At 75.4% G+C, this 25503-nt stretch carries 26 protein-coding genes and 1 pseudogene; 16 read left to right on the plus strand and 11 right to left on the minus strand.

Features of this window, described 5'->3' with window-relative positions:
- Positions 1 to 159: 159 nt before the first annotated feature.
- Both O4U47_RS05150 and O4U47_RS05155 read left to right on the plus strand, forming a co-directional pair.
- The gene (locus O4U47_RS05150; RefSeq protein WP_270676377.1) at positions 160 to 603 is read left to right on the plus strand and encodes a MarR family winged helix-turn-helix transcriptional regulator; all 444 of its coding nucleotides are present in this window, start codon (positions 160 to 162) and stop codon (positions 601 to 603) included.
- A gap of 80 nt (positions 604 to 683) precedes the next feature.
- Positions 684 to 1040 (plus strand): hypothetical protein, encoded by a 357-nt coding sequence (locus O4U47_RS05155; protein ID WP_270676378.1) that lies wholly within the window; start codon positions 684 to 686, stop codon positions 1038 to 1040.
- Between the two features lie 590 nt (positions 1041 to 1630).
- Here the strand turns inward: O4U47_RS05155 and O4U47_RS05160 are convergent.
- Positions 1631 to 3961: an ATP-binding cassette domain-containing protein gene (locus tag O4U47_RS05160; protein ID WP_270676379.1), complete on the minus strand. Its 2331-nt coding sequence runs from the start codon at positions 3959 to 3961 to the stop codon at positions 1631 to 1633.
- Positions 3962 to 4038: 77 nt separating this feature from the next.
- On the opposite strand from O4U47_RS05160, the gene O4U47_RS05165 reads away from it, so the two are divergent.
- The 3 genes from O4U47_RS05165 to O4U47_RS05175 are packed head-to-tail and all read left to right on the plus strand — an operon-like array spanning position 4039 to position 5703.
- Positions 4039 to 4725, plus strand: coding sequence for a TetR/AcrR family transcriptional regulator (locus O4U47_RS05165; protein WP_270676380.1), 687 nt, complete (start codon positions 4039 to 4041; stop codon positions 4723 to 4725).
- A gap of 55 nt (positions 4726 to 4780) precedes the next feature.
- The gene (locus tag O4U47_RS05170) at positions 4781 to 5284 is read left to right on the plus strand and encodes a MarR family winged helix-turn-helix transcriptional regulator (RefSeq protein ID WP_270676381.1); all 504 of its coding nucleotides are present in this window, start codon (positions 4781 to 4783) and stop codon (positions 5282 to 5284) included.
- The gene (locus O4U47_RS05175; protein ID WP_270676382.1) at positions 5281 to 5703 is read left to right on the plus strand and encodes an organic hydroperoxide resistance protein; all 423 of its coding nucleotides are present in this window, start codon (positions 5281 to 5283) and stop codon (positions 5701 to 5703) included. Before O4U47_RS05170 ends, O4U47_RS05175 begins: the two co-directional genes overlap by 4 nt.
- Positions 5704 to 5768: 65 nt before the next feature.
- On the opposite strand, the gene O4U47_RS05180 is transcribed toward O4U47_RS05175, so the two are convergent.
- Complete coding sequence (locus O4U47_RS05180) at positions 5769 to 6713, minus strand: DMT family transporter (protein WP_270676383.1); 945 nt, start codon at positions 6711 to 6713, stop codon at positions 5769 to 5771.
- Positions 6714 to 6862: 149 nt separating this feature from the next.
- On the opposite strand from O4U47_RS05180, the pseudogene O4U47_RS05185 reads away from it, so the two are divergent.
- Positions 6863 to 7514, plus strand: a pseudogene (locus O4U47_RS05185) (Uma2 family endonuclease).
- A 74-nt stretch (positions 7515 to 7588) separates the two neighbouring features.
- On the opposite strand, the gene O4U47_RS05190 reads toward O4U47_RS05185, so the two are convergent.
- The 4 genes from O4U47_RS05190 to O4U47_RS05205 all read right to left on the minus strand — a co-directional run bounded on the left by O4U47_RS05190 (position 7589) and on the right by O4U47_RS05205 (position 11714).
- Positions 7589 to 8641, minus strand: coding sequence for a hemolysin family protein (locus tag O4U47_RS05190; protein WP_270676384.1), 1053 nt, complete (start codon positions 8639 to 8641; stop codon positions 7589 to 7591).
- On the minus strand, positions 8638 to 10026 hold the full coding sequence (locus tag O4U47_RS05195; protein WP_270676385.1) for a hemolysin family protein: 1389 nt from the start codon (positions 10024 to 10026) through the stop codon (positions 8638 to 8640). The genes O4U47_RS05190 and O4U47_RS05195 overlap by 4 nt, the downstream gene beginning before the upstream one ends.
- A gap of 311 nt (positions 10027 to 10337) precedes the next feature.
- A complete protein-coding gene (locus O4U47_RS05200; RefSeq protein ID WP_270676386.1) occupies positions 10338 to 10937 on the minus strand; it encodes a TrmH family RNA methyltransferase in 600 nt (199 codons plus the stop codon).
- Between the two features lie 147 nt (positions 10938 to 11084).
- Positions 11085 to 11714, minus strand: a complete 630-nt coding sequence (locus O4U47_RS05205; protein ID WP_270676387.1) for a class I SAM-dependent methyltransferase — start codon at positions 11712 to 11714, stop codon at positions 11085 to 11087.
- 142 nt (positions 11715 to 11856) lie between these two features.
- Between O4U47_RS05205 and O4U47_RS05210 the strand changes: the two genes are divergently transcribed.
- The 5 genes from O4U47_RS05210 (at position 11857) to O4U47_RS05230 (ending at position 15510) form a co-directional block, all read left to right on the plus strand.
- Positions 11857 to 12612 (plus strand): SDR family oxidoreductase, encoded by a 756-nt coding sequence (locus tag O4U47_RS05210; RefSeq protein WP_270676388.1) that lies wholly within the window; start codon positions 11857 to 11859, stop codon positions 12610 to 12612.
- A gap of 244 nt (positions 12613 to 12856) precedes the next feature.
- Positions 12857 to 13066, plus strand: a complete 210-nt coding sequence (locus O4U47_RS05215) for a DUF1918 domain-containing protein (protein ID WP_270676389.1) — start codon at positions 12857 to 12859, stop codon at positions 13064 to 13066.
- A gap of 59 nt (positions 13067 to 13125) precedes the next feature.
- Positions 13126 to 13401 (plus strand): DUF1876 domain-containing protein, encoded by a 276-nt coding sequence (locus tag O4U47_RS05220; RefSeq protein ID WP_270676390.1) that lies wholly within the window; start codon positions 13126 to 13128, stop codon positions 13399 to 13401.
- 349 nt (positions 13402 to 13750) lie between these two features.
- The gene (locus tag O4U47_RS05225; RefSeq protein WP_270676391.1) at positions 13751 to 14995 is read left to right on the plus strand and encodes an amino acid permease; all 1245 of its coding nucleotides are present in this window, start codon (positions 13751 to 13753) and stop codon (positions 14993 to 14995) included.
- A 119-nt stretch (positions 14996 to 15114) separates the two neighbouring features.
- Complete coding sequence (locus O4U47_RS05230) at positions 15115 to 15510, plus strand: hypothetical protein (protein ID WP_270676392.1); 396 nt, start codon at positions 15115 to 15117, stop codon at positions 15508 to 15510.
- 492 nt (positions 15511 to 16002) lie between these two features.
- Here the strand turns inward: O4U47_RS05230 and O4U47_RS05235 are convergent, their stop codons facing one another.
- The 5 genes from O4U47_RS05235 to O4U47_RS05255 form a co-directional block, all read right to left on the minus strand.
- A complete protein-coding gene (locus O4U47_RS05235; protein ID WP_270676393.1) occupies positions 16003 to 16824 on the minus strand; it encodes an NUDIX hydrolase in 822 nt (273 codons plus the stop codon).
- Positions 16821 to 17540, minus strand: coding sequence for an HAD family hydrolase (locus O4U47_RS05240; RefSeq protein ID WP_270676394.1), 720 nt, complete (start codon positions 17538 to 17540; stop codon positions 16821 to 16823). Before O4U47_RS05240 ends, O4U47_RS05235 begins: the two co-directional genes overlap by 4 nt.
- 153 nt (positions 17541 to 17693) lie before the next feature.
- Positions 17694 to 18620, minus strand: a complete 927-nt coding sequence (locus O4U47_RS05245; protein ID WP_270676421.1) for a VWA domain-containing protein — start codon at positions 18618 to 18620, stop codon at positions 17694 to 17696.
- 46 nt (positions 18621 to 18666) lie between these two features.
- A complete protein-coding gene (locus tag O4U47_RS05250; RefSeq protein ID WP_270676395.1) occupies positions 18667 to 19653 on the minus strand; it encodes a DUF58 domain-containing protein in 987 nt (328 codons plus the stop codon).
- 3 nt (positions 19654 to 19656) lie between these two features.
- The gene (locus tag O4U47_RS05255) at positions 19657 to 20736 is read right to left on the minus strand and encodes an AAA family ATPase (protein ID WP_270676396.1); all 1080 of its coding nucleotides are present in this window, start codon (positions 20734 to 20736) and stop codon (positions 19657 to 19659) included.
- 250 nt (positions 20737 to 20986) lie between these two features.
- On the opposite strand from O4U47_RS05255, the gene O4U47_RS05260 reads away from it, so the two are divergent.
- The 5 genes from O4U47_RS05260 to O4U47_RS05280 all read left to right on the plus strand — a co-directional run bounded on the left by O4U47_RS05260 (position 20987) and on the right by O4U47_RS05280 (position 25372).
- Complete coding sequence (locus O4U47_RS05260) at positions 20987 to 21766, plus strand: hypothetical protein (protein WP_270676397.1); 780 nt, start codon at positions 20987 to 20989, stop codon at positions 21764 to 21766.
- 155 nt (positions 21767 to 21921) lie between these two features.
- On the plus strand, positions 21922 to 22926 hold the full coding sequence (locus O4U47_RS05265) for an iron chelate uptake ABC transporter family permease subunit (protein WP_270676398.1): 1005 nt from the start codon (positions 21922 to 21924) through the stop codon (positions 22924 to 22926).
- 233 nt (positions 22927 to 23159) lie between these two features.
- Entirely contained in the window at positions 23160 to 23816 is a 657-nt protein-coding gene (locus O4U47_RS05270) for a coiled-coil domain-containing protein (RefSeq protein WP_270676399.1), read from the plus strand.
- Positions 23817 to 24015: 199 nt separating this feature from the next.
- Positions 24016 to 24861 carry an SDR family oxidoreductase gene (locus O4U47_RS05275; protein ID WP_270676400.1) on the plus strand — a complete coding sequence of 282 codons (846 nt, stop codon included), beginning with the start codon at positions 24016 to 24018 and terminating at the stop codon, positions 24859 to 24861.
- Between the two features lie 178 nt (positions 24862 to 25039).
- A complete protein-coding gene (locus O4U47_RS05280; RefSeq protein WP_270676401.1) occupies positions 25040 to 25372 on the plus strand; it encodes a 4a-hydroxytetrahydrobiopterin dehydratase in 333 nt (110 codons plus the stop codon).
- Positions 25373 to 25503: the final 131 nt, after the last annotated feature.

Genomic DNA, 25503 nt, shown 5'->3' on the forward strand with positions numbered 1-25503 from the left:
GGTCGTTATAAGCGAATGATAACCGTTTTCATTCCCGATGGTGGCAGGCCGCCCGGAGGCCGGGCCGCGTGGTTTCTCCCCTCCCGCACGGTGGTGGGAGGATCGAGGGGGCGCGAGCGCACGGGCGTACCGGCCCGCTGGAGCAGGAAGGTGGAGGGCGTGGCCGCAGACAGGACCGCCGAGCAGGCCTGGGAGTCGCTGGCACGGGCTCACGTGGCGCTCATGCGGCGCTTCCAGGTCGATTTCCGCGGCGCCGAGGTCAGCATGCGGGAGTACGACGTCCTGCTGACCCTGGCCCGCTGCCCCTACGGCGGGGCGCGGCTGTGCGAGCTGAACGACAGGGTGCTGCTGGACCAGTCCTCCATCAGCCGCCTGGTGGAGCGCATGGACGGCGACGGGCTGGTCGAGCGCGGCCCCGACCCCGATGACCGGCGGGGCACCCGGGTGCGCCTGACGGAGGCGGGCCGGGCGGTGCTGCGCCGTATCGGCCCCAGGCACGCCGCCGCGATCGCCGAGTCCCTGGGCGGCGTACTGACCAAGGAGGAGCTGGTCACCCTGCGCGGCCTGGCCGACAAGCTGCTGAAGGCCCAGACCGAGGGGTAGGCGGCCTGCGGCGTCGGCGCGCCTCGGCGGGCCGCGCTTGGATCGGCCTGATCGGCGGTAGCGACGGCCGCGCGTATCTGGTGGCTCGCCGCAATCGGCGGACCGGCGAGATCGCCTACCACCTGAACTGGGCGCCGGCCCCGGCCCCGGTCCCGCTCCAGCCCCTGGTCACCGTCGCCGGAATGCGCTGGAGGATCGAAGAATCGTTCCAGGGCGCGAAGGAACTCGCCGCGCTCGACGAACACCGGGGCCGCACTTGGACCTCCTGGCGCCGGTGGGCCACCCTCGCCATGCTCGCCTACGCTTTCCCCGCCATCACCCGCACCACCCAGGACACCGGGTGGGGACATCGCCTCCGCCGGTCGATCTGGCGACGACGCCCCCAGGCCACCGCCAAGCGGCTGCACTACCGGCGACGACTCGCCCTTGCCGCATGAAGGCCCGAACCTGCAGCTGCAAATACCCCGGTGGCGATCACCGCAGACCGGATAATGGCGTTGTCGAAGGCGGCGCAGTGCTTCGCAGTGACGCCTCATATTGTCGCCGGTCGAAAACGAACGGACCCAATCCCCCAAGGAGCCCAGGATTCCCGCATTCCGTTGAAGAACCCCGACCAGGTCACGCTCGTATCGGTCACATCGACACGCGCGGAAAGCGGCCAGCAGCCCCATAGCCCGCATGGGCAGCCGAGCAGCACCGTGTCACCGTCGTCGTAGTAAGACAGCTCCGGCTCCCCCGAGAAAGTACAGGCTCGGCCAGAAGACCCCATCCAACGAGTCCAGGCCGACGTAACCCCCGGGGGGAAGGCGCCTCATCCTCGTCACCGTCGACCTCCGCCAATGCCAACGGACGCTCGATTGGACGCGCCAACCCCTGCGGCCGCACCCCATCGATCGAGATTGCCAACCGCGGTGCCCTTGGTCCCTCAGACTCAGGAGCATCGGCGGCTTCGACTACGAACTCGATCCTGTTCACCGGCCCCACCTCAGCTGCTCAACGCGTGAAACCTGACCCTGCAGCCGGAGTACTAGGCCGCCCCCGCCTCCTTCTCCTCCCTGCGCAGGAACGCGGCGGTGGAGGACCCCTCCGCCTCGGCGAGGTCGGCGGGGGAGCCTTCGAACACCACACGGCCCCCGTGGCGGCCGCCGCCGGGGCCCATGTCGATCACGTGGTCCGCGCGGCGCACCAGGTCCAGGTCGTGTTCGACCACGACGACCGTGTTGCCCGCGTCCACCAGCCGGTCCAGCAAAGCGGCCAGCCCCTCCACATCGGCCGGGTGCAGCCCGGCGGTCGGCTCGTCGAACACGTACAGCGCCCCCGACTCGCCCAGGTGCCGGGCCAGTTTGAGGCGCTGGCGCTCGCCCCCGGACAGGCTCGCCAGCTCCCGGCCCAGCGTCAGGTGGTCCAGCCCGACCTCCTCCAGCCGCGCCAGGCGCCGCCCGATGCCCGCGTCCTCCAGGAGCGCCGCGGCCTCGGCCGCCGTGGCGTCGAGCATCTGCGCGACGGTGCGCCCGGCCAGCCGGTGCTCCAGCGCCTCGGGGCGGAACCGCAGGCCTCCGCACGCCTCGCACTCCGACACCACCGGGTCCATGAACGCCAGGTCCGTGGTGACGGTGCCGCGCCCCTTGCAGCGCGTGCAGGCGCCCGCGGAGTTGGCGCTGAACAGGGAGGGGGCGGCCCCCGATGCGTCGGCGAACAGGCGGCGGATGCGGTCCATCACCCGCAGGTGGGTGGCCACGGTCGCGCGGGGCGAGGCGGGGATGGGGGACTGGTCGACCACCACGGCCCCGGGGTGGCGCCGCTCCAGCTCGCGCACCAGTGACGACTTGCCCGACCCGGCCACGCCGGTGACGGCGGTCAGCACCCCCGCGGGCACATCGGCGCTCACCCCGTCCAGGTTGTTCAGGCGCGCGTCCTCGATGCGGTAGGCCCCCGACGGTGAACGCACGTCCTTCTTGAGCGGCGCGGGCGCGCGCAGCGCCTCCCCGGTGGCGGTGGCGGCGCCCTCCAGGGCCGACGGGGGTCCGGCGAACACCACGCGCCCGCCCGCGGCCCCGGCGCCGGGGCCCATGTCGATGACGTGGTCGGCGGCGCGCACCACCTGCCGGTCGTGTTCGACCACCAGCACGGTGTTGCCCTCCTCGCGCAGCTCGTGGAGGAGCCCGATGAGCCGGTGCACGTCGCGCGGGTGCAGCCCGCGGGAGGGCTCGTCGAACACGTAGGCCATCCCGGCCAGCCCCGTGCCCAGGTGGCGCACGACCTTGAGGCGCTGGGCCTCGCCGCCCGACAGGGTGCCCGACTCCCGGTCCAGGCGCAGGTAGCCCAGGCCCACGCGTTCGATGCGGCGCAGGGCGGCCAGGGCCTCGCCGGCCACGGCGGCGGCCACCGGGTCGGTCAGCCCGGCCAGTACACCGGCCAGGTCGGGCACCTCCAGGGCGCACATGTCGGCGATGCCCATGCCGGCCAGGCGGGAGGCGCGGGCGGCGGCGTTGAGGCGGGCGCCCCGGCACTGGGGGCACCGGCCCTCGTGCACGGCGGCGAGGGCGGCCCGGCGGTCGCGTCCGCGCAGGCGGGACTGGTCGCGGTTGAGCCAGCGGCGCTCCAGCACGGGCACCAGGCCCTCGTAGGCGTTGCGGTAGGTGCCGTTGGGGCCGCGGCGCGTCACGCGGAACCCGCCTCCGTTGAGCAGGAGTTCGCGCTCTTCGGCGGTGAAGGCGCCGACCGGCTTGTCGGGGTCGAACAGGCCGGATTCGGCGTAGATCTGCCAGGTGGCGGTGCCCACGGCGGCGATGGGGGCCAGGATGGCGCCCTGGTTGAGGGACAGGGCCGGGTCGAGCACGCGGTCGGGGTCGACGCGCACGGTGCGCCCCAGGCCCTGGCATTCGGGGCACATTCCGGCGGGGTCGTTGAAGGAGTAGGCGGTGGACTCCCCGGCCGAGGGGGCGGCGCAGCGCGAGTAGAGCACCCGAAGTGCGGCGTGCACGCCGGTCATGGTGCCGACGGTGGAGCGGGAGTTGGCCGCGGGGGCGCCCTGGTCGACGACGACGGCCGGGGGGAGTCCGCGCACGGCGTCGGCGGCGGCGCGGGTGTTCTTGGGCAGGCGGTTGCGCAGGAAGCCGGGGAAGGTCTCGTTGAGGCGGCGCCCGGCCTCGGCCGCGATGACGCCGTGGACGAGGGAGGACTTGCCCGACCCGGAGACGCCGGTGACGGCGGTCACGGCGCCTTTGGGGACGCGGGCGTGCACGCCTTTGAGGTTGTTGTGGCGCGCACCGGCGACCAGGACGGCCTGCAGGTGCTCGTGTGGGCCCCAGTCGGGCGGGGTGTCGCCGGTCTCCTGGTCCTGGGCGCGGGTGGTCATTGGTCGCACCTCTCTCCGTCGTTCGGCTAAAGCTAATAGCTATAGCTAATGCTATAACCGATAGTAGAATCCCCGCCGTGACATCCTTCGCCGACGACATCGAGGCGGGCGGCACCGACCGGCGCTCGCGGCGCCGCGCCGAGACCAAGGCCGAGATCCTGCGGCTGGCCGTGGAGGAGATGGCCGAGCACGGCGCGGCCGGGCTGAGCATGTCCCGGGTGGCCCGGCGGCTGGGGGTGCAGCCGCCGTCGCTGTACAAGTACTTCGACTCGCGCATGGCCCTCTACGACGCGCTGTTCGGCATCGGCCAGCGGCGCTACCTGCGCACGGCCCGGCGGGCGGCCGAGCAGGCGCCGCCGGGGCTGGCGGGGTTCGCCCCGGTGCTGCGGGCCGGTGCGCGCTGGTCGGCCGAGAACCCGGTGCTGGCCCAGCTGATGTTCTGGCGCACGGTGCCCGGATTCGCCCCCTCCGAGCAGGCCTACGCCCCGGCGCTGGAGCTGCGGCGCGACTGGGCGGCGCGGGCGGGCGCGGCGGTGGAGCGCGGCGAGCTGGGCGCCGGGGCCGCCGGGGAGGAGGGGCTGGACCTGCTGGCCTCGCTGATCGCGGGCATGGTGTCGATGCAGTTGAGCAACGAGCCCGGCGCCGGGTTCGAGGGGAGCCGCTTCCTGCGGCACGTGGACCGCATCCCGGCCCTGTTCGCCGCGGCCTACCCGCCTCCGGGGGCGGAGGAGGCGGCGCGCGAAAAAAGAGCGCGCACAACTTGATTGCACACAACCTAATAGGTAGATTCGCATCCGAACGAGGAGGACGGTCCCGACCATGCCCGACGACCAGCCGCGCGACCCGCTCTCGCTGGACGCCCAGCTCTGCTTCACCGTGTACGCGGCGTCGCGGGCCCTCACCGGCCTGTACCGGGACCTGCTGGCCGACCTGGGCCTGACCTACCCGCAGTACCTGGTGATGCTGGTGCTGTGGGAGCGCGGCCCGGTCCCGGTCAAGGAGCTGGGCGCGGCCCTGCGCCTGGACTCGGGCACCCTCTCGCCGCTGCTGCGCCGCCTGGAGGCGGCCGGCCTGGTGGGCAGGGAGCGCTCGGGCTCCGACGAGCGGGTGGTCCGCGCCGTGCTGACCGAGCGCGGCGCCGCCATGCGCGAGCGGGCCGAGCGCATCCCCGAGCGGGTGCTGTGCGCCACCGGGCTCGACGGGCAGGAGGCGCGCACCCTGCGCGCCCTGCTGGACCGGGTCACCTCCTCGCTCGGCGCCGACGCGCCGCCCCCGGGCGCGGCGTCGGCGTGCCAACCGCCACCACAGGAGGATCGAGCATGAACGTGCTGTACACCGCCAAGGCCAGTGTCTCCGGCGAGGGCCGCAAGGGCGCCGGGAAGACCGACGACGGCCGCCTGGACGTGGAGCTGTCGGTGCCCAAGGGCCTGGGCGGCGACGACGGCCCGGGCACCAATCCCGAGCAGCTCTTCGCGGTGGGCTACGCCGCCTGCTTCCACGGCGCCCTGAAGAAGGTCGCCCGCGAGGCCAAGGTCGACGTCGAGGGCTCCACCATCGACTCGGAGGTGGCCATCGGCAGCGGCGACGACGGCTTCGGCCTGGCCGTGCAGCTGAAGGTCACCATCCCGGGACAGGACCAGGCCGGTGCGCAGAAGCTGGCCGACGCCGCCCACCAGGTGTGCCCCTACTCCAAGGCCACCCGCGGCAACATCGAGGTGACGGTCACCGCCGCCGGCGCCTGAGGCGCGGTGAAGGCGGAGGGGCCGGGAACGCACGCGCCCCGGCCCCTCCGCTCGTCCCCGGCCGATCAGGGGCCGGAGGGCGCCGCGGGCGCCGGGGCCGGGTCGGGGGCCCGGACCCCTGTGGGCGCGGCCGAGCCGCGGGCCAGCGCCATCGCGGTGACCGCGGCCAGGACGACGGCCATGCCCGCCCACTGCGACCAGGCCGGCGCGGCGCCCAGCAGTGCCACCCCCACCACCGCCGAGACCAGGGGGAAGGACAGCTCGGCCAGGGTGGCCCGGCTGGCGGCGGTGCGGCCCAGCCCCCAGTAGTACAGCGACAGGGCGGCCAGGCCGGGGATGAGCGCCAGCGCGAGCAGCAGCGGCACCTGGGCGGCGCCCACGGCCAGGGACGAGCCGGTGGCCGCGCAGATGCCCAGGGCGACCGGCAGGGCGATGGTGAAGCGGACCGTGGTCACGTGCACGGGCGAGAGCGCCGCCCCGGCCAGTCGGCCCAGCACGGTGCCGCAGGCCCACAGCAGCGCCGCTCCCAGGGCCAGTGCGGCGCCCTTGGCGTTGGACACCGACACCGCCAGGGGGTCGGGGAAGGCCAGCAGCCAGGCCCCGGCCAGGGCGGGCACGGCGTAGAGCGCGAAGCGCGGGCGCAGCCGCTCGCCGAGCACCAGCACCGCCAGCACGATGGCGAACAGCGGCTGCATCTTCTGCAGCACCTGCGGGGTGATGGGGTCGCCGGTGGTGAACGCGAGCGTGAACAGGGTGGTGGCGCCCGCCGAGGACCCGCCGCCGACCACCGCCATGGCCAGCACGGTGCGCCGCCCGGCGGCGGCCAGCGCGCGGAAGGCGGGGAGGATCCAGGGGCTCAGGCACAGCGCGATGATCGCGTGCTCGTAGAAGACGATGGTGGGCGCGGGCAGCACGGCCGAGAGCGGTTCGCGCATCAGCGCCGAGGTGCCCCACAGCCCGGCGGCGATGGCCACCGCCCACATCCGGTCCCCGTGCCGTGCCGAAATCACGTCCGGTTCCTCCCTCAGAGTCGGAAATCCGGGTGAATCCTCCCATCGACGGGGCGGTGGGCGCGCGCAAAGGCCGGCGAATTCGGGGAAGACGCCAGGCGGTCGTACGCGCGTGCGAATACTGGTCTCCCTGAACGAGAGGAGGCAGTATGACTGTCATGAGCACTCGGGAGACGGGGACCGGTCGGCTCACCGTGGACGACCTGGCGCGGATGCCGGACGACGGCAGCAAGTACGAGCTGGTCGACGGGCGGCTTGAAGTGACTCCCGCTCCTGTTTTCGACCACTCGCGTGTCGAAGGGCGTCTGCAGACATTCCTGGGGAATCTTGCCCCCGATGGATTCGAGGTCCTTCCCGATCCAGGGATGAACCTCCACGGCGACCGGAGCCGCCACCGGCGCCCCGACCTCGTCGTGATCCGGGAAGGGGAGGAGACGCGACCCTAACCTCACTCGCCCGCCGGTGCTGGCGGTGGAGGTGCTCTCTCCCGAAAGCGTCCTGCGCGACACGCACCGCAAGCGCGTCGAGTACGCCGAGTTCGGCATCGAGTCCTACTGGATCGTCGTCCCCTCGATCGAGAAGACCGCCGTTTTCGAGATGCGCCTTGATCACGGCGCCTACCGGGACGTCCAGGAGGTCCCCGACACCGACGTGTTCGAGACTGAGGTGCCCTTCCCCGTCCGCCTCGTCCCCCGCTGGCTCACTGCCGACGGCCCCTGGAGGCGCTGTATCGGGGGCGAGGAGGCAGGGGACCGGGCCGAGCGGTCTGCAGAGGCCCAGGTGACCACCGAGGACACCTGACCCTCGACACGGCGAAGGGCGGCCGGGGCTCTGCGCCCCGGCCGCCCTCGTCCTGCCGCCTCACCGCGCCCCGGTCAGGCGCGCGGCTCCAGCAGCAGCAGCCGGTCCAGCATGTCCTGCATGGTCACCAGCCCCAGCAGGCGCGGACGCGACCGCTTGGCCTCGGCCGAGCCCGGTGCGGCCTCGGTGCCCTCGACCAGCACCAGGTGGCTGCGGGTCTCGCGCATGATGCCCAGCGCCGCGTAGATCGGCGTGGCCGCCGCCAGCGTGGGCACCGGCCGCATCAGGTCGGCCGCGGTGGTGCCCCGCGGGCTGGTCAGCGCGTCGCGCACGTGCGCCACGCCCAGCGGGCGGCCGCCGTCCAGCACCACCAGGCGCAGGTGCCCCGACTCCCGGGAGACCCGCTTGACCTCCTCGAGGTCGGCCTTCGGCCCCACTGCGGCCATCTCCGCCAGCGGGGTCATCACCTCGGCCAGCGGCCGGGCGTTGACCTCCAGGGCGGTGGCCAGCTGCTCGCGGCGCTCCTCGTCCAGCGCCCCGGCCTTGGCCGAGTGGTCGACCAGCTCGCGCAGGTCGTCGGGGCCGTGCCCGCCGGCGACCTCGTCCACCGCCGAGACCCCCACCAGGTGCAGGCACTTGTTGGCCATCCCGTTGAGCAGCACCAGCGCCGGGCGGGTGAGCCACATGAACGCCCGCATCGGGACCGCCAGCAGCGTCGCCGACTTCTCCGGGTGCGAGATCGCCCAGGACTTGGGCGCCATCTCGCCCACCACCAGGTGCAGGAAGGTCACCACGACCAGGGAGAGCACGTAGGCCAGGGTGTAGGCCACCGCGTCGGGCATCCACCCGTGGAACAGCGGCTCCATCAGGTGCTTGACCGCGGGCTTGGAGATGGCGCCCAGGGCCAGCGTGCACAGGGTGATGCCCAGCTGGGACCCGGCCAGCAGCAGGGACAGGTCCCGGGCGCTGCGCAGCGCGGCCCGCGCCGACACGCTCTTCTCGGCCGCCTCCTCCAGGCGGTAGCGGCGCGCGGCCACCAAGGCGAACTCGATGGCCACGAAGAACGCGCTGAGGGCGATGATGACGACCGTCAGGGACAGGGCCAGGACGGGGTTCATGTCGCTCATGCGCTCACCTCCCGCTGGTGGCCGTCACCGGCCGGGGCGCCCTCGGCCAGCTCCAGGCGGACGGTCTCGGGCACGTGCCGGTCCACGCCCTCCACGGTGAGCCGGACCGAGCGCTCGGGCTCGTCGTCCTCGGCACCGGGGTGGCGGGGCAGCTCCACGGTGACCGCGTCGCCGGACTCGGGCAGGCGCCGCAGCTCGGCGATGACCAGTCCGCCGATGGTCTCGTAGTCCCCGTCGGGCAGGTCGTGGCCGAGCAGGCGCTCGACCTCGTCGACGTGCGCGGCGCCCGGCAGCAGCCAGCTGCCGTCCTCGCCCACACGCGCGTCGCCCTCGTCCTCGGGGTCGTGCTCGTCGGCGATCTCGCCCACCAGCTCCTCGGCCAGGTCCTCGGTGGTGACGACCCCGGCCAGGCCGCCGTACTCGTCGACCACGCAGGCGAACTCCTCGCCCGCGTCGCGCAGCCGGTCGAGCACCTCGGGCAGCGCCAGCGAGGCCGGGACCAGCACCGCCTGGCGCTGCACGTCCTTGACCAGGACCGTGTCCAGGTCGGCGTCGCCCAGGGCGAGCACGTCGCGCAGGCACACCACGCCGGTGACGTCGTCGACGTCGTCGCCCATCACCGGGAAGCGGGAGTGGCCCACGGCCATCAGCTCCACCACCCGGCTGACCGGGTCGGCGGCCTGCACGGTGCTCACGTGCGGGCGCGGGATCATGGCGTGCTCGGCGGTGCGGTCGTGGAAGTCCAGCGTGCGGTCCAGCAGGGTGGACAGCTCGGCGGTCAGGTCGCCGCTCTCGCGGGACTCCTCCACGATCTTCTCCAGGTCGGCCGGGGTGGCCGCGTGCTGGACGTCCTCGACCGGCTCGATGCGCACCGCCTTGAGCAGCAGCACCGCCGCCTGGTCGAACAGGCGGATGATCCACCCGAACAGGCGCAGGTAGATGCCGGTGGACAGGGCCAGCCAGCGGGCCACCGGCTCGGGCCGGGCGATCGCCAGGTTCTTGGGGAACAGCTCACCGAAGACCATCTGCACCACGGTGGAGAACAGCAGGGCCAGGGCCGTGCCGATCGCCAGGCCGGTCCCGGCCGGGACGCCCGCCACCCCCAGCAGGTCCCCGAGGCCGGCGCCGAGCAGGGGCTCGGCCACCGACCCGACCAGCAGGCCGGTGACGGTGATGCCCAGCTGCGCCCCGGAGAGCATGAAGGAGGTGCGGCCGGTGATGTTCAGGGCCCGCTTGGCACCGGTGTCGCCCTGGGAGGCGCGCGCCTTGAGGCGGGAGCGGTCCACGGCCATGTAGCCGAACTCTTGGGCGACGAAGTAGCCGGTCGCCAGGGTGATCAGCATGATCACCAGCACTCCGAGGAGGATGCTCAGCAGGATGCTCACCGGGCACGCTCCATGGGCGTGCGGGGGAGGCGGCCGGGCAGGGCGCGGCGCACGGCCTCGGAGCTCTCACTCCCGGTGCGCGCGCCCGATGGTGATGGCGGTTCCTCGGGTTCGGGGGTGCAGCGCCCTGTCAGCGGGAGGGCGCTGCCGGTACTTCGGGACGGGTCCACGTGTCCTCTCTCAGATCGGTGCGGGTACTACGAGGATACGAACAGCGGGTCGGAGAAATTCCCTGGCGCCGGCGGTTGAATCCGACCGGGGCGGCCGAATTTCGTGGCGGCCCCACCTGCGCGGACGCGCGGATCGGGCCCTCAGTCGCGGGTGGCGGGCGCCCCGGCGCCGGGCGCACCGGGCGCCTCGTGGGCCCCAGGGGCCTCGGGGCCGGAGGCGGCCCACTCCCGGCGCCGGGCCTCGGCCAGGGCGATGGAGGCGGCGACCGCCACGTTGAGCGAGCCCACCCGGCCCACCTGCGGGATGTAGGCGGTGGCGTCGGCGGCGGCCAGCAGGGTGGGGGAGCAGCCGTGGTCCTCGGCGCCCAGGGCGATGCACACGTCGCCCTCCAGGGGGGCCTCGTGCAGCGCCATGGCGCCCTCGGCCAGCTCCAGGGCCACCACGCGGAACCCGGCCTCGCGGGCGGCGCGCGCCGCCTCGGCTCCGGTGCGGGTGCGCTCCAGGCGCAGCTTGGCCTCCGAGCCCAGGGCGGTCTTGCCGACCTGGGGGTGGGAGGGGTCGGCGGTGTTGCCGGCCAGCCAGGCCGCCTCCACGCCGAACACGGCGGCGGTGCGCAGGATCGAGCCCAGGTTGAAGGGCTGGGTGACGGACTCGGCGATCAGGGCCAGGCGGCCCTCGGTGCGGCGGCGCCAGAGGCGGTTGAGGCGCTTGACGTCGGTGGGGCGGAGCTGTCTGCTCACCTGTGCTCGGGTTTCCTCGTCGAAGTCGTGCGGTCCGGGGCGGCCGGTCGGCCCCCCGCAGGTGCGGTAGGCGCAAGGATAGCCGCCCGTCGGCGTCCGGCGCCGGTCGGCTGCGCCGGGCGGGGTGGGGCGGAGCGGGCGGCGCCCTCAGGGGCGGGCGACGCGCAGCACCCGGTACCCGGCCCGGGAGGCGGCGCGGGCGGTGGGCCAGCCCTGCTCCTCCAGCCAGCGGTGCAGCGAGTCGGCGCCCAGGTTGCGCTGGACCACCAGGTGGGCCGAGGCGCCGGGGGCCAGGCGGGGCAGCCAGCACCCCAGCAGGGCGTGCAGGGCGGGCTTGCCGATGCGGATGGGCGGGTTGGACCACAGGGCGTCGAACGGACCCTGCTCGGGGCCCGGCCCAGGGCCGGGGGAGGCGGCTGCGCCGGCCGCCGCGACCTGCAGGAACTCGGCGTTGTCCAGCCCGGCGGTGCGGGCGTTGCGCGCGGCCAGCTCGACGGCGCGCGCGTTCACGTCCACCCCCAGCACGCGGGCGCCCGGCGCCCGGGCGGCCATGGCCAGCGCCACCGGCCCGTACCCGCAGCCCAGGTCGAGCAGGCGCCCGGCGCCGGGCGGGGCGGGCACCGACTCCAGCAGCACCCGGGTGCCCAGGTCGACCTTGCCGGGGGAGAAGACCCCGCTGTCGGTGTCCAGCCGCAGGTGCAGGTCGGGCAGGACCAGGTCGACGCTTCCGGGGCGGCTCGCCGCGCCCGGGGAGGGGGCGAAGTAGTGCTCTGACACGCGACGACGCTACCACCAGGGCGGACACGGCCCCGCCGGGCGGCGCGGGGCGGGGGAGGGGCGTATCACAAACCGAGCGGTCGGTAGTGTTGGGGCGGACCCGGCCGCGCCCCGCGGCCCCACCGTGCGAAAGGACCCCCACGTGCAGCGATTCACCGGCAAGACCGCCGTCGTCACCGGCGCCAGCCGCGGCATCGGGCTGGCCGCCGCCCGCCGCATCGTCGACGAGGGCGGCCGCGTGGTCATCACCGCCCGCACCCCCGAACCGCTGGAGAAGGCCGCGGCCGAGCTCGGCGGCCCCGAGCACGCCCTGGCCGTGCCCGGCAAGGCCCACGACCCCGGGCACCGCGACCAGGCGGTGGCCCGCGCCCTGGAGGCCTTCGGGTCGCTGGACGTCCTGGTCAACAACACCGGCATCAACCCGGTCTTCGACGCCCTGGTCAACGTCGAACCCGCCACCATGGCCAAGATCTTCGAGGTCAACGTCACCGCGGCCGCCTCCTGGACGGCCGCCGCGCACGCGGCCTGGATGAAGGAGCACGGCGGCGCGGTGGTCAACGTCGCCTCCCTGGCCGGACAGCACCCCTCGCCCGGCATCGCCGCCTACGGCGCCAGCAAGGCGGCGCTGATCAACCTCACCCGCCAGTTCGCCTACGAGCTGGCCCCGGCCGTGCGGGTGAACGCGGTGGCGCCCGCGGTGGTCAAGACCGACTTCGCCCAGGCCCTCTTCGCCGACAACGAGGACGAGGTCACCAAGGGCTACCCGCTGGGCCGCCTGGGGGTGCCCGCCGACGTGGGCGCCGCCATCGCCTTCCTGGCCTCCGAGGACGCCTCCTGGGTGACCGGCCAGACCATCACCCTGGACGGCGGCCGCACCCTGGGCGCCGGAGTGGAGTGAGCACCGCCCCCGCAGGCGCCCCGGCCGCCCCGTGACCGCACCGCGGCCCCCGCCCGCACCGCGGGGGCGGGGCCGCGGCGAGGCGTCCGCCACCCCGCCCGCGCGCCGAGGCGCCCACGCCCCCGTGCCCACGGGAGTCCCCGCAGGTCGCACCGGCCGACCCGGTGCCGGACCGGGCATTGCAATAGCGCGCCCGTCCAAGGAAGATGGGGTTAATCGGACATCTCGCAATCAGGGAGGCCCGATGAGAGCACGTGTCGGAGACCTGCTGGTCGTTGAGGGCCGGCGCGAGGACACCGGCCGCAAGACGGGGGTCGTCACCGAGGTCCGAGGGGCGGAGGGGGCTCCGCCCTACCAGGTCCGGTGGGTGGACGAGGACCAGGACGTGCTCGTCTACCCCGGCCCCGACGCCCACATCGAGGGCGCCCGCGAGGACGGGGGGCCCACAGGCTGACGGTGGGCCCCGCCGGGGGCGAGCAAGGACACGGGGAAGGACACTGGGGGGTGGCCTTCATGCACACCATGAAGCGCTGGAACATCGAGATCATGCTCTCCGAGGAGAGCGAGGGCGAGCAGGCCCGCACCTGGGCCGACGCCGGACTGCACGCCGAGGACGGCACCGACCTGCACGGCCGGGGGATGGCGCGCAAGCACCCGGCCGACTCCGACGCCCCGGAGATCGGCGAGGAGCTCGCCGTCTCGCGCGCGCTCGCCGACTTGGCCCGCCAGCTCAGGCAGGTCGCCGCCGAGGACATCTCCGACAACACCGGGGCCCCCTGGCGCCCGTGAGACCGCACCGACCAGCGCCCGGCCCCATGGCGCCGGGCGCCTTCATGCCGCCGCCGTCCGCGCGGCACGGAACACGGCCCCGCCCAGGCGCGAACGCCTGTGGCCTTCGCCACCGGAACCCCCCGGCGGTGTGCGGCCCCCGCACCCCGCCGAACGGCCCCGGGCGGCCTCCGTCCGCCGCCCCGACCGGCCCGGAAACCCCGGCCCTGCACCGCCGGACGCCCGACCGCCCCGGCCGCCCGCCCCTGCCCCGACGGGCCGCGGCGGCGACCGCGCGGCCGGATGTGGACGCCCTCTGTCACCGACTTCTCCACCGCACCGTGACCAACCTGATGCAGACTCAGCGCTCATGACCACCCGAACCGGAACGCAGGGTGCCTCCACGGTCCTCACCGGCGCCGCCGCACTGGCCGGCGCCGGGGTCTTCGCCGTGCTCGCACCCGCCGCGGACGAGGCGGGGACCTGGCTGACGGCCGCGGTGCCCCTGGCCGCCGCCGTCGCCCTGTGCACCGCGGTGTCGACCGCCCGCCTGGCCTCCGCCCACCCGGGCACCGGCGGCGCGCGCGTCTACGCCCGCGAACGGCTCGGCGACCCCTGGGGGGCCATCGCCGCCTGGGCCTGGGCCGTGGGCACCACCGCCGCGGCCGCCGCCGCGGCGCTGGCCCTGGCCGAAAACCTGGCGCCCGAGCGGGGGCGCTCGGCCGCCATGGCCGCCCTGGCCGTGGCCGCCGCCCTGGCATGGGCCGGGCCGCGGGCGCGCCGCTGGGCCGGGCGCCTGGCCCTGGCCACGGGGGTCCTGGCCGTGGCCGCCCTGGTCGCCGCCGCCTGGACCGCGGGCACGGCCGACCCCGACCGGCTGCAGCTCGACGGCGCCTGGCCCGGCTCCTTCGGCGCCCTGGGAGCGGCCGGGACGCTCTTCCTGGCCTTCGCCGGGACGGTGCGCATCGCCGAGGCCGCCCCACGGCCCCGGCAGGGCGCCGTCCCCGTCGTGCCCGCGTTCGCCCTGGCAGGGGTGGCGTTGCTGTACCTGACCCTCGGGGCCTGGGCCGTCGCCGTGCTGGGCCCCTACCGGGCGGGCTTCGGCGCCCCCGTGGTCGACGCCGTCGCGGCCTCGGGCCGACCGGCCCTGGGGGCGGCCGCCGTCGCCGCCGCGGCGGCCGTGGCGAGCCTGGGCGCCGGGGCGGTGCTGCTCTCCTCAGCGGCCCGCGCGGCCGGGGTCCTGGCCCAGGAGCGGGCCCTGCCCGCGGTGCTGGAGGGGCCGACGCGCTCCTGGGCGGCCACGGCGGTGGCCGCGGGGGCGGCGGTCGCGGTGCTGGAGCCCGCGACGGCGGTGGGCATCGCCGCCTTCGCCCTGCTCGCCTACCACCTGCTGGCCAATGCCTCGGCTCTGCGCCTGGGCGCCGATGAGGACCGCCCGCCGCTGCTGGTGGCCCTGGGAGGCCTGGCCGGGTGCGTGGTGCTGGGGCTCAGCCTGCCGCTGCCGACCGTGGTGATGGCGCTGGCGGCGGTCGGTTCGGCCGCGGCGGTGTGGCTGGCCAGGCTCCATCTGAACACCGCCGCCGGGGTGCTCGGGGAGAAGCAGCACACCGAATGACGGCGCGGGCGGTGCCCGGCATGCCGGGGGAACGGCCCTGACGCGGGGCGGCGACGGCGCAGGTCGGCGGCCAGAGGCGCTGCATTGTCGGCCGTGCGGCGTGCGCGTGGTCACCGGGGATGGCGGCGACGGCGCGCGGCGAGTGGGCCGGTTCGGCCGCGGCGATGGCCGAGACCTCCAACGAGATCGGCAACGTCCTGGGGATCGCCCTGCTGGGGTCCCTGGCGGCGCTGATCTTCCGGTCGCTGGGCCCGGACCTGGCGCCCACGCTGAACGAGACCGCGGAGCTGCCCGGGGTGGGCGCGGCGGCGCCGGCCCAGGCCGAGTCGGCGTTCATGGCCGGGCCGCACGCGGTGGCGGTCGTGGCGGGGCTATTGCACGCGGGGCTGGGGGCGCTGGCGCTGCGGTGGCTCCCGAAGGGGCGAACGGCCCCTGAGGGGCAGGCCGAGCCGGGGGAGGGGAGCGGCGGCGCGGACGCGTCCCAGGCCCTGGAGGGAGTGCGGGGCGTGCGCTGACGGACGACGTGTTGCGCCGTGGTTCCGGCGCCCCGCGCACCACTGCGGGCGGCGCCTTCGGGCGAGGGGAGGGGGGACCGCGGGGGCGCCCTATGGGGGCCACCGGGGGCGCGCCGTTAGGAGGGCGGAAAGGAGAACCGCGGCGCGCGCTGGGGAGGATGTGCGGGCTCGTTCTCCCAGCGCGCGGGAACGGCGGTCCCGTAATCTACGTTATAAAGCCAGAGGTGGAGTGACATCCTTCACTCTTCACCACACATAAAAAAATCGCGCCGCTCCGCGGCACGCGATTACCCCGCACCGGGTCCCATGCAGGCCTGCCGCCGCCCGAAGGCGGGCAGGACGCCGACCGGGCAGGAAGGCGCGCCCCGGCGGGGCAAGACACCGCGGACCTGCGCCGACGCCCCATGGGCGCTCTCAGAAGCCGCAGGAGCCCCACCCGGCCCACGGCATTTCTCGGACCCAACAAGGCGCACAGGGCCCGCACAGGCCCACTCAGGCCCCGCTCGCGCCCTCCGGGGCCTCAGGGGAGCGGGACAGCAGGCCCAGCCCCCGCCGCGCCGTCGCCGACAGCGCCAGGTGCGGCAGGTCCTCGGGCAGGAACCAGGCGCAGTCGGACGTGGAACCGCCCACCTCCAGCACCCGCGGCTCACCCGGCTCGGCCACATGGGCGTGGAAGAACACCCACACCCCGTAGATCTCGGTCTCCTCGGCCTCGGGCCCGCGCACCCCGCTGCTGTGGTGGTGCACCACGCCCACCATGGCGCCCACCCCCGCGTCCTGGCCGGTCTCCTCGGCCACCTCGCGGCGCAGCGCGGCGCGCACCTGCTCACCGTGGTCGACCCCGCCGCCCGGCAGGTGCCAGGTGCCCTCGCCCGGGAACCCCTCGGCGATGCGCGACAGCAGCAACCGCCCCGCCGGATCGGTGACCAGCCCGTAGCCGCCCAGCCGCCGCAGCGACGGGCCCGGCCGCGGCGGCTCCTCGGCCGCCAGCTCGGCCGCCGACGGCAGGAGGCCGCCCGGGGGCCAGGCGGCACCGGGGCCGGTGCCGCCTTCGCGGACCGCCGCATACGGGGCGAACAGCAGCCGGTCCACGTGCATGTCCACTGGGCCCTCGGGTCCCTCCAGCGCCACCAGCTCGGCGCGCACGTCCAGCGCCTCCAGGCGCGCGTGCCCGTCCAGCCCGGCCGAGAGCCGCGCCGCCTGTACCGGGTCCTGCCCGAACAGCAGCCGCGCACCGCGCTCGGCCCCGGCCACGTGCACCGCGGTCCGGCGCACGCGGCGCGCGCCGGGGCGCCCGAAGGCGCCGCCGCTCACCGCAGCTCCGGCGCGGTGACCAGGCCCACCAGGTCGCCCAGCCCTCCGATCACCCGCACGTCCTGCTGGTCGCGGTGGGCGCCGCGCCGGTCCACCAGCAGCGGGCGCATGCCCCCGGCCGCCGCCCCCAGGGCGTCGGCGTGCACCTGGTCGCCCACGTGCCAGCACATCTGCGGGTCCACCCCCATCTGGCGGGCCGCGGCGTGGAAGATCCGCGGGTCGGGCTTGCCCGCCCCGGCCGTGTCGGCGCACACCACGGCCCGGAAGTGCCCCGTCAGGCCCATCCGGTCCAGCTTCTGGCGCTGCAGCTCCTCCACCCCGTTGGTGATCACCCCCAGGCCGATGCCGGCCTGGGCCAGCTCGGCCAGGGCCGGGGCCACGTCCGGGAAGGCCTGCCAGGCGCCGCTGTGCGCCTCCAGGTACTGGCGGTACAGGTCGTCGCAGGCCTGGTCGGGCACCGAGGAGTGGCCGGCCTGCACCGCCAGCGCGCGGACGCGCTCGCGGCGCTGCTCCTGAAGGCCCATCCGCCCGTCGATGTAGGCGCCGAAGGAGATCTCGGTCTGAACCTCCCACAGGGTGCGGGCGGCGTTGTAGTCGGGGTGCCCGAGCCGGTCCATCAGGGTGCGCAGGCCCGCGTCGCTGGCCGCCCTATCGTCCAGCAGGGTGTCGTCCAGGTCGAAGAAGATCACCGCGGGCGCGGTGGCGGTATCCGGCATCGTTCCCATTCTCTTGTGACTCGGCTTTCGCGCGAAAGCTCAACGGTCAGCGGCAAACAGGGCTACGTTACCGGTCGAACTGGGACGATGCGCCACCGGCGACCGCATTGCGGGACGGCTCCGGCGCCGCGGGCCGCATGCGGCCGCCACCGCTCAGGGGACCCGCTGGCCCCACAGCAGCGACGCGGCGGCGGCCAGCGCCCCCAGCAGCACCGCGGCGCGCACCCACCACACCACGTTCTCCTGGTATTCGATCTCACTCCCCAGCGAGGAGCCGATGTCCTCGTACACCTTGCTGAGCTCGGTCTCGGACTCGGCCTCGTAGAAGTAGCCGCCGGTGTCGTCGGCCAGGCGCTCCAGCGCCTCCTTGTCGATGTTGGCCTCCACCGGCTCGCCGTTGATCTCCACCAGCGCGGTGCCGCTGCCGAAGGCGATCGTGGACACCGGCACCTCGGCCTCGGCCGCCGCCCGCGAGGCCGAGGCCACCGGCCGGCCGCTGGTGTTCTCCCCGTCCGAGAGCAGCACGATCGCCGAGGGCGGCGGCTCCTCGCCCGATTCGGAGTCGAAGGACTCGATGGACTGCAGCGAGGCGAACACCCCCTCGCCGATGGCGGTGCCGGGGGAGATCTGCAGGTTCTGGATGGAGTCGGCCACCGCCTGGTGGTCCTGGGTGGGCGAGGCCACCACCCCGGCGGTCGCCGAGAAGCTCACCAGCCCCACGTTGAACCGGTCGGGCAGCGACTCCACGAACCCCACCGCCGACTCCTTGGCGGCGCTGATCCGGTCCGGGTCGACGTCGTTGGCCACCATGGACGGCGACACGTCGATGGCCACCATGATGGTGGCGCGCTCGCGCGGCACCTCTACCGGCATGGCCGGGCGCCCCATGGCCACCGCCAGCACCAGCATCGTCGCCAGGAACAGCGCCGCGCCCACGTGCCGCTGCCAGCCCGGCCGCGCCGGGGCCACCCGGTCCAGCAGCGCCAGGTTGGTGAAGCGCGCCGCCTGGGCGCGGCGCCGCAGCTGGACCCAGACATAGGCGGCGGCCAGCACGGCGACGACCACCAGCGCCGCGGCCATCCAGCCGGGGGACAGCAGGTTCACGGCATCGTCCTTTCGTCGCTGTTCAGCGGGGCCGGGCCGGGGTGTGGCGGGCCAGCCGGTGGGCGGTGGTGCGCTGGGAGACCACGAACCGGGCCATGTCCACCACCCAGTCCCGGTCGGTGCGCAGCACCACGTGCGGCACCCCGGTGCGGCGCAGCGCCGCGGCCACCGCCTCGCGCTGGGCGCGGGCGGCGGCGCGGTAGCGCTCGCGCACCGCCGGGGTGATCTTGACGGCGCGGGCGCGCCCGGTCTCGGGGTCGGCCAGCTCGGCCCAGCCCACGTCGGGCACGTCCAGCTCGCGCGGGTCGAGCACCTCCACGGCGAGCACCTGGTGGCGGGCGGCCAGCCGCCGCATGGGCCGCTCCCAGGGCGCCTCGGCGCCGCCGGGCGGGGTGTCGAGGAAGTCGGAGACGACCACGCGCAGGCCGCGGCGGATCTGCGAGCGGGCCAGCTCCTCCACGGCCGCGGCCAGGTCGGCGCGGCCGGCGGCGGCCCCGCCCGGCCCGGCGTCGCCGCGGGGGGCGGCGGCCACGGTGGCCATCAGGGTGGTCAGCGCCGAGCGGCCCGAGCGGGCGGGCCAGCGGCGCACCCGCCCGCGGTGCAGGAAGTAGGCGCCGAAGCGGTCGCCGACCTTCTGGGTGAGCACGGTGACGGCGGCCAGGGCGCCCACGGCCACGTCGCGCTTCTCGCACCCGGCGGTGCCGAAGTCCATGCTGGGGGACAGGTCCAGCAGGGTCCAGGTCTCCAGTTCGCGGTCGGCGACCTGGTCGCGCACGTGCGGCACGGTGGTGCGGGCGGTGACCGCCCAGTCCATGTGCCGCACGTCGTCCTCGCCGGGCAGGTAGCGGCGGGCCTCGGCGGGCTCGCTGCCCGGCCCCTGGCGCAGCCCCAGGTGCTCTCCGTGCAGTAGGCCCTCCATGCGGCGCACGATGCGCAGGTCCAGGTGGCCCAGGGCCTCGTGGGCGCGCGGGTCCAGCAGGGGCGCCGGTCGGCGGGGCGGGGCGGCCACGGCTCAGCCCGCCGCCATCGCCGCGGAGGCGGTGTCGCCGTGCGGCTCGTCCCAGATGACCCGGGGCGGGGGGACGGCGGCCAGCACCCGGTCGACGACCTGTTCGGTGCTGACCCCGTCGGCCAGGGCGTCGAAGGTGAGCACCAGGCGGTGGGCCATGACGTCGCGGGCCAGCACCCGCACGTCGTCGGGCAGCACGTAGTCGCGGCCGCGCACCAGGGCCAGGGCGCGGGCGGAGGCGACCAGGCCCAGGGTGGCGCGGGGGCTGGCGCCCACCTCCAGGACGCGGCGCAGGTCGCCGATGCCGTACTGGTCGGGTTCGCGGGTGGCCATGACCAGGCGCACCACGTAGTCGGCGATGAGGCGGTGCACGTGCACCTGCTCGGCGGACTCCTGCAGCTCGCGCAGGGTGACCGGGTCCAGGACCTGGTGGGCCTGGGGCGGGGCGGTGCTCATCCGCCGCAGGATCTCCATCTCCTCGTGGGCGCGGGGGTGGGGCACCTGCACCTTCATCAGGAACCGGTCGCGCTGGGCCTCGGGCAGCGGGTACACGCCCTCGGACTCCACCGGGTTCTGGGTGGCCACGACGATGAAGGGGTCGGGCAGCGGGTGGGTCTGCCCGCCCAGCGACACCTGCCGCTCGGCCATGACCTCCAGCAGGGAGGACTGGACCTTTGCGGGGGCGCGGTTGATCTCGTCGGCCAGCACGAAGTTGGCGAAGACCGGGCCCAGCTCAACGTCGAAGCGCTCGGCCGAGGGCCGGTAGATGCGGGTGCCCACGATGTCGGAGGGGACCAGGTCGGGGGTGAACTGGATGCGGGAGAAGGAGCCCCCGGCGACCGTGGCCAGGGTGGACACGGCCAGGGTCTTGGCGATGCCGGGCACCCCTTCCAGCAGGCAGTGCCCGCGCGCGATCAGCGCCACCATGGTGCGCTCGACCATGGCGTCCTGGCCGACGATGACCGAGGAGACCTCCTGCAGGGCCGCCCGCAGCAGCCGGGTGGAGTCGCCGGGGGCCTGCTCGCCCTCGCCGCCCTGGCCCGCGTCGGGGGCGGCGCGGCCCGCGGTGTCGTCGTCCTGCATTCGTCCAGCCTTTCCGTCGGCGCCCCCCGGGGGGCGCCGGTGCCGTCCTCGCCGCCCGGCGTGTCGGGCCGCTGTCGCGCCGGCCGGGCGGCCGCATAGCATTGGGCCCGCGTTCCCTGACTTCCCCTCCGTGCGGCGGTTGGATTCCGCACGGAGAGTCGGGAATGCTCACACATCGGCGATGCTACCGCCGCGCGGGCGGTTCGGGGCGCCCTGGACCGGGCGCGGCGGGGTCGGATGAGGTTCGGGGGTGCGCGTGGACGCGGGAGGCGGACTGCACGAGGGCGACCCGCGCCAGCTGGGCGGGTACCGTCTGCGCGCACGCCTGTCGTCCTCGCCCGAGGGCACGGTGTACGCGGCCGTGGACTCCCGCGGCGACCCGGTCGAGGTGGTGCTGCTCAGCGAGGGGGCCGCGGGCGACGGGCAGGCGCGCGAGCGGTTCCGCGCGGCGGTGGCCGGCGGGCGGAAGGGGGATGGGCCCCGGGTGCTGTCCTCCAGCACGCGCGCCTCGGCGGCGGCGTGGGCCGCGGTGGCCCCGGGCGGGGGCGGAGCGGGCGCGCTGCTGGAGACGGTCTCGGGCGGTGCGGGGCGGGTGCGCTCGGGCGCCGCGCCGTCGCTGCAGCCGCACTGGTCGGCGCGCACGGCCCCGGCGTCGGGGCGGTGGTTCTGGCCGCTGCCGGGCGGCGGCGGGCAGGCGGCGGCCCCGCGCGCCAACCGTGCGGTGGTGGTGGGCATGGTGCTGTTGCTGCTGCTGGCCGTGCTGTTGGCGGTGCTGCTGTACTTCTGGCTGTCGCTGCTGTCCCAGCAGGCCGGGGCGCAGGCCGAGCCGTCGCCCTCGCCCTCGTCCAGCCCGAGCGGGTCCCCTTCGCCGTCGCCGTCCCCCTCGCCGTCGGAGTCGGGGGAGGGGGACGGGCCGAGCGAGGGGCCCACCTCCTCGCCGTCGGAGGACCCCTCCTCGGACGTGCCCGAGGCGCCGCTGGACGACGACGACCTGTCCACCCTGCCGCAGGACCCCCAGACCCTGACCTGACCGGGCACTGCGCCCCCGCCGTTCCGGGGACCTTGGTCCGTGCGCGGCCAGGGGCCCTTTCCGCGCCGGGGGCGCCGGGCTAGCGTCTGCCGCATCCGCGGGGCGCGCACCCGGCCGTGGGCGGCTGGGCCCCGTTCGGTGGGGAAGGGGGCGTGATGCTCGGCGGCCGTTCCCCGGCCCGGGCGGCCGCCGCAGGTGCGACCGCCGCGCTGCTGGCCGCGTCGTCGGCGGCGGCCCTGATGGTGGGCGAGTACCCGGTCGCCTGGCGCGAGCTGGCGCGGGCGCTGGCCGCCCCGGGCGGGCAGCCGGGGTCGGTGGGGTTCATCGTGTGGGAGCTGCGGGTGCCGCGCCTGGTGGCCGGGGCGGCCGCGGGGGCGGTTTTCGCCGCGGCGGCGGTGCTGCTGCAGGGGGCCTGGGGGAGCCGCGCCCTGGACGTGCGCCTGCTGGGCATGGGCGGGGGAGCGGTGCTGGGGGCGGTGCTGGCCGGGCCGGTGGGGCAGGCGGGTCCCGGGGAGCGCGCGGCCGCGGCGGTGGCGGGGGCGCTGGCGGCCGGGGCCCTGGTGACGGTGGTGCTGCGGCGTGCGGGCGCCGGGTGGGGCCCGGGGCGGCGGGCGGTGGCGGGCGCGTCGGCGGATGCGGTGCTGACCGCTGCCGCGGTGGCGGCCGCGGTGCGCGCGGCCGGGGGGTGGGAGGCGGCCTGGCCGGGTCTTGCCTGGGTGGCGGTCGGGACGCTGTCGGGGGCTTTGGAGCAGGTGCTGGTGCTGGGGGTGCTGTGCGCGGGGGCGGTGGCGGCGGTGCTGGTGCTGTCGGCCCCGGGCGGGCCGGGTGGCGGGCCGTGGGCGGCCGTGGTGCCGGCGGCGGTGCTGTGCGGGCTGGGGACGGCGCTGGCGGGACCGCTGCTGCTGGCGGGGCTGCCTGGGGCCGTGGCGGGGGCCTGGATCGGCCGGGGGCGCCCGGCGCGGTCGGTGGCGGCGGCCGTGCCGGTGGGGGCGTGCACGGTCCTGGTGTGCGATGTGGTGCTGCGGTCGGCGGGGGAGTGGGCCGAGCCCGCGGTGGGGTTGGCGACCGGGGCGGTGGGGGCGGTGGTCCTTGCGGCCGCGGCGGCCGTGGGGAGGGCACCGGGGGCGCGGAGGAGTGAGCCCAGGGAAGCGGTGCGGTAGCTCCCTTGAGGGGGGGCGCGGCGTCTGCGTCCCAGCGCGCTTGCGGCGAAGGTGCGGCGGGTCCCGTCAGCGCTCTATGAATCCCCTGCCATAGATCTACGTCATAAAGCCAGGAGTGTCGTGTTCCACCGCTTCACAAACACAGCGGAGCGGCTTCGCCGCACCAACCGTCCAAAGATCATCCAGTGCAAAGAGGGCGGGTGCGTTACCCGCTATGGAAGGATCTGCGTCCCATGAGTCTGGGAAAGTGGCTGAACCCTGCGGCGTGGGGGCGACCGCGCGACTTCGAGTCCCGTCTGGCCTCCCTGCAACCGGAGTTGCACCGCCACCGCCAACGCGCGGCCGAAGCCCGGCAGAACGGAGGCACCGACCTGCGCTGCCTGCTGGCCGAGGCCGAATACGAGCGGGCCGAACTCGTCAAGACCATCGCCCACCGGGCCGGGCGCCTGGGCGTGGACTGGTCCGAGCAACACGACGGCCTGCTACTGGACCTGGTCGAGGTCGACGCCCGCACCGGGCAGTCCACCGCCCTTGAGACGCTGCGCGGCGACCTTCTGGGCCTCATCGAGGACGGCCGCGCCCACGACGCCAAGCAGAAGGCGCGCGAGGCCCTCGACCGCGCCCAGACCGAGCGCCGCGATGCCGAGAAGGCGCGCGAGGACGAACGCTCCATGGCCAAGTGGCAGGAGAAACGCGGCGAGATGATCGACCTGATGGCGACCCGCGCCAAGGAACTGGAGTCCTCGGGCCGCCTCGACGCGGTGGCCGAGTGGGAGCGGCAGCAGGAGAAGACGGTCCAGCAGCTCCTGTTCATGGACCGCACGGTGGGCATGGACAGCGACGCCGATTCGATCCGCGAGGAGCTCCGCCGCCGCATCGCCGAACTCTGAGCCGCCCGTCGGCGGGCGGTCTCCGACCATCCGCCGACGGCGTGCCCGTGTCCGCACGGACCACCCCACAGCGCCCCAGAGGCGCCTCGACGGGGCGACCCGAAAAACCGGTGGAGCACTGCCGCTCCCGCCGGTAGCGTCCCCGACCGCCCGCGCACACCACCGGGCGGACAAGACGCACAGCAGGCAGGAGCGCACCGTGGACGAACACCCCACCCACCCCCACGACCCCGTCCCCGAACGCCCGGTGCGCCCCCTGCAGGGCCGCACCGCCCTGGTCACCGGAGTCAGCAGGCACGACGGCATCGGATACGCCGTCGCCCGCCGCCTCGCCTCCTACGGCGCCTCGGTCTTCTGCCACCACCACCGCCCCCACGACACCGAGCAGCCCTGGGGCTCCGACGACACCGACGCCGTCCTGCAAGGGGTGCGCGACGCCCGCACCGACCCCCAGGCCCGCGTCGAGGGCGCCGGAGCCGACCTGGCCGCCCCCGGGGCCCCGCATGAGCTGTTCGAGGCCGCACACGCGTCGCTGGGGCACGTCGACGTCCTGGTGTGCAACCACGCCCGCTCGGGCGGCGACGCCGACCTGGCCGGGGTCAGCGAGGCCATGCTTGACGGCCACTGGGCCGTGGACGCGCGTTCGCCGCTGCTGCTGGCCCAGGCTTTCGCCACCGCGCACGACGGCCGCCCCGGGGGCAGGATCGTGTTCATGACCTCCGGGCAGGGGCAGGGCCCCATGCCCGGTGAGGTCGCCTACGCCGCCGCCAAGGGCGCGCTGGCGGCCATCACCCTGACCGTCGCCGACGAGCTGGCCGAACGCGGCATCACCGTCAACACGGTCAACCCCGGGCCGGTGCAGACGGGGTACATCCCCCGGGAGGCCGAGCGCGCCCTCATGCACAAGCTGCCCATGGGGCGCCTGGGCCGGCCCGATGACCCGGCCCGGCTGATCGCGTGGCTGGCCACCGACGAGTCGCGCTGGATCACCGGGCAGGTCCTCAACAGCGAGGGCGGGTTCGCGCGCTGGCGCGACCCGGCCTGAGCGCGCGGGGCGCGGCCGCGCCCGGCGGGCGGCCGGGCCCTGATTGGCGGGGCGCCCGGCGAGGTAGGACACCCACGAGCGCGCGGGAGCGCGCCGGACAGTCAGGACCGCAGCGGCGACGAGATCGGGCCGGGCGGCGGGGGAGGGCCCTGCCGTGCGGCCTCGGAGGCGATGGGCGATGGCAGTACTGGACGAGAAGCAGATCACCGACGGGCTGGAGCTGCTGGAGGGGTGGGAGTGGCACCCCGAGGACGCCGAGATCCGCCGGACGGTGGTGATGCCGGACTTCATGTCGGTGGTCCATCTGGTGGAGGGCATCGCGCACGCGGCGGAGCAGGCCGGGCACCACCCGGACATGGACATCCGGTACAACCGGCTGACGCTGCACCAGACGACGCACGCGGCGGGCGGGGTGACGGAGGCGGACTTCGCGCTGGCGGCCCGGATGGACGAGCTGATCGCCGACGCCCAGCCGCGCGGGGGGAGAGGCGAGGGGCCCGAGGGCGGCTGAGCGCCTCGGATCAGTGATCGCGGGGACCCCGGGGCGTGGCGGGCGTTCTCGAGCTCCGGGCCCTCCCTGCGAGGGCGGGCGGGTGAGCGGGTACCCCGCTTCAGGGCCCCGGCCGGGCGCCGGGCCGCCGG

Origin of the sequence: Nocardiopsis suaedae, assembly GCF_027706745.1 — a bacterium.
Lineage (GTDB): Bacteria > Actinomycetota > Actinomycetes > Streptosporangiales > Streptosporangiaceae > Nocardiopsis_A > Nocardiopsis_A suaedae.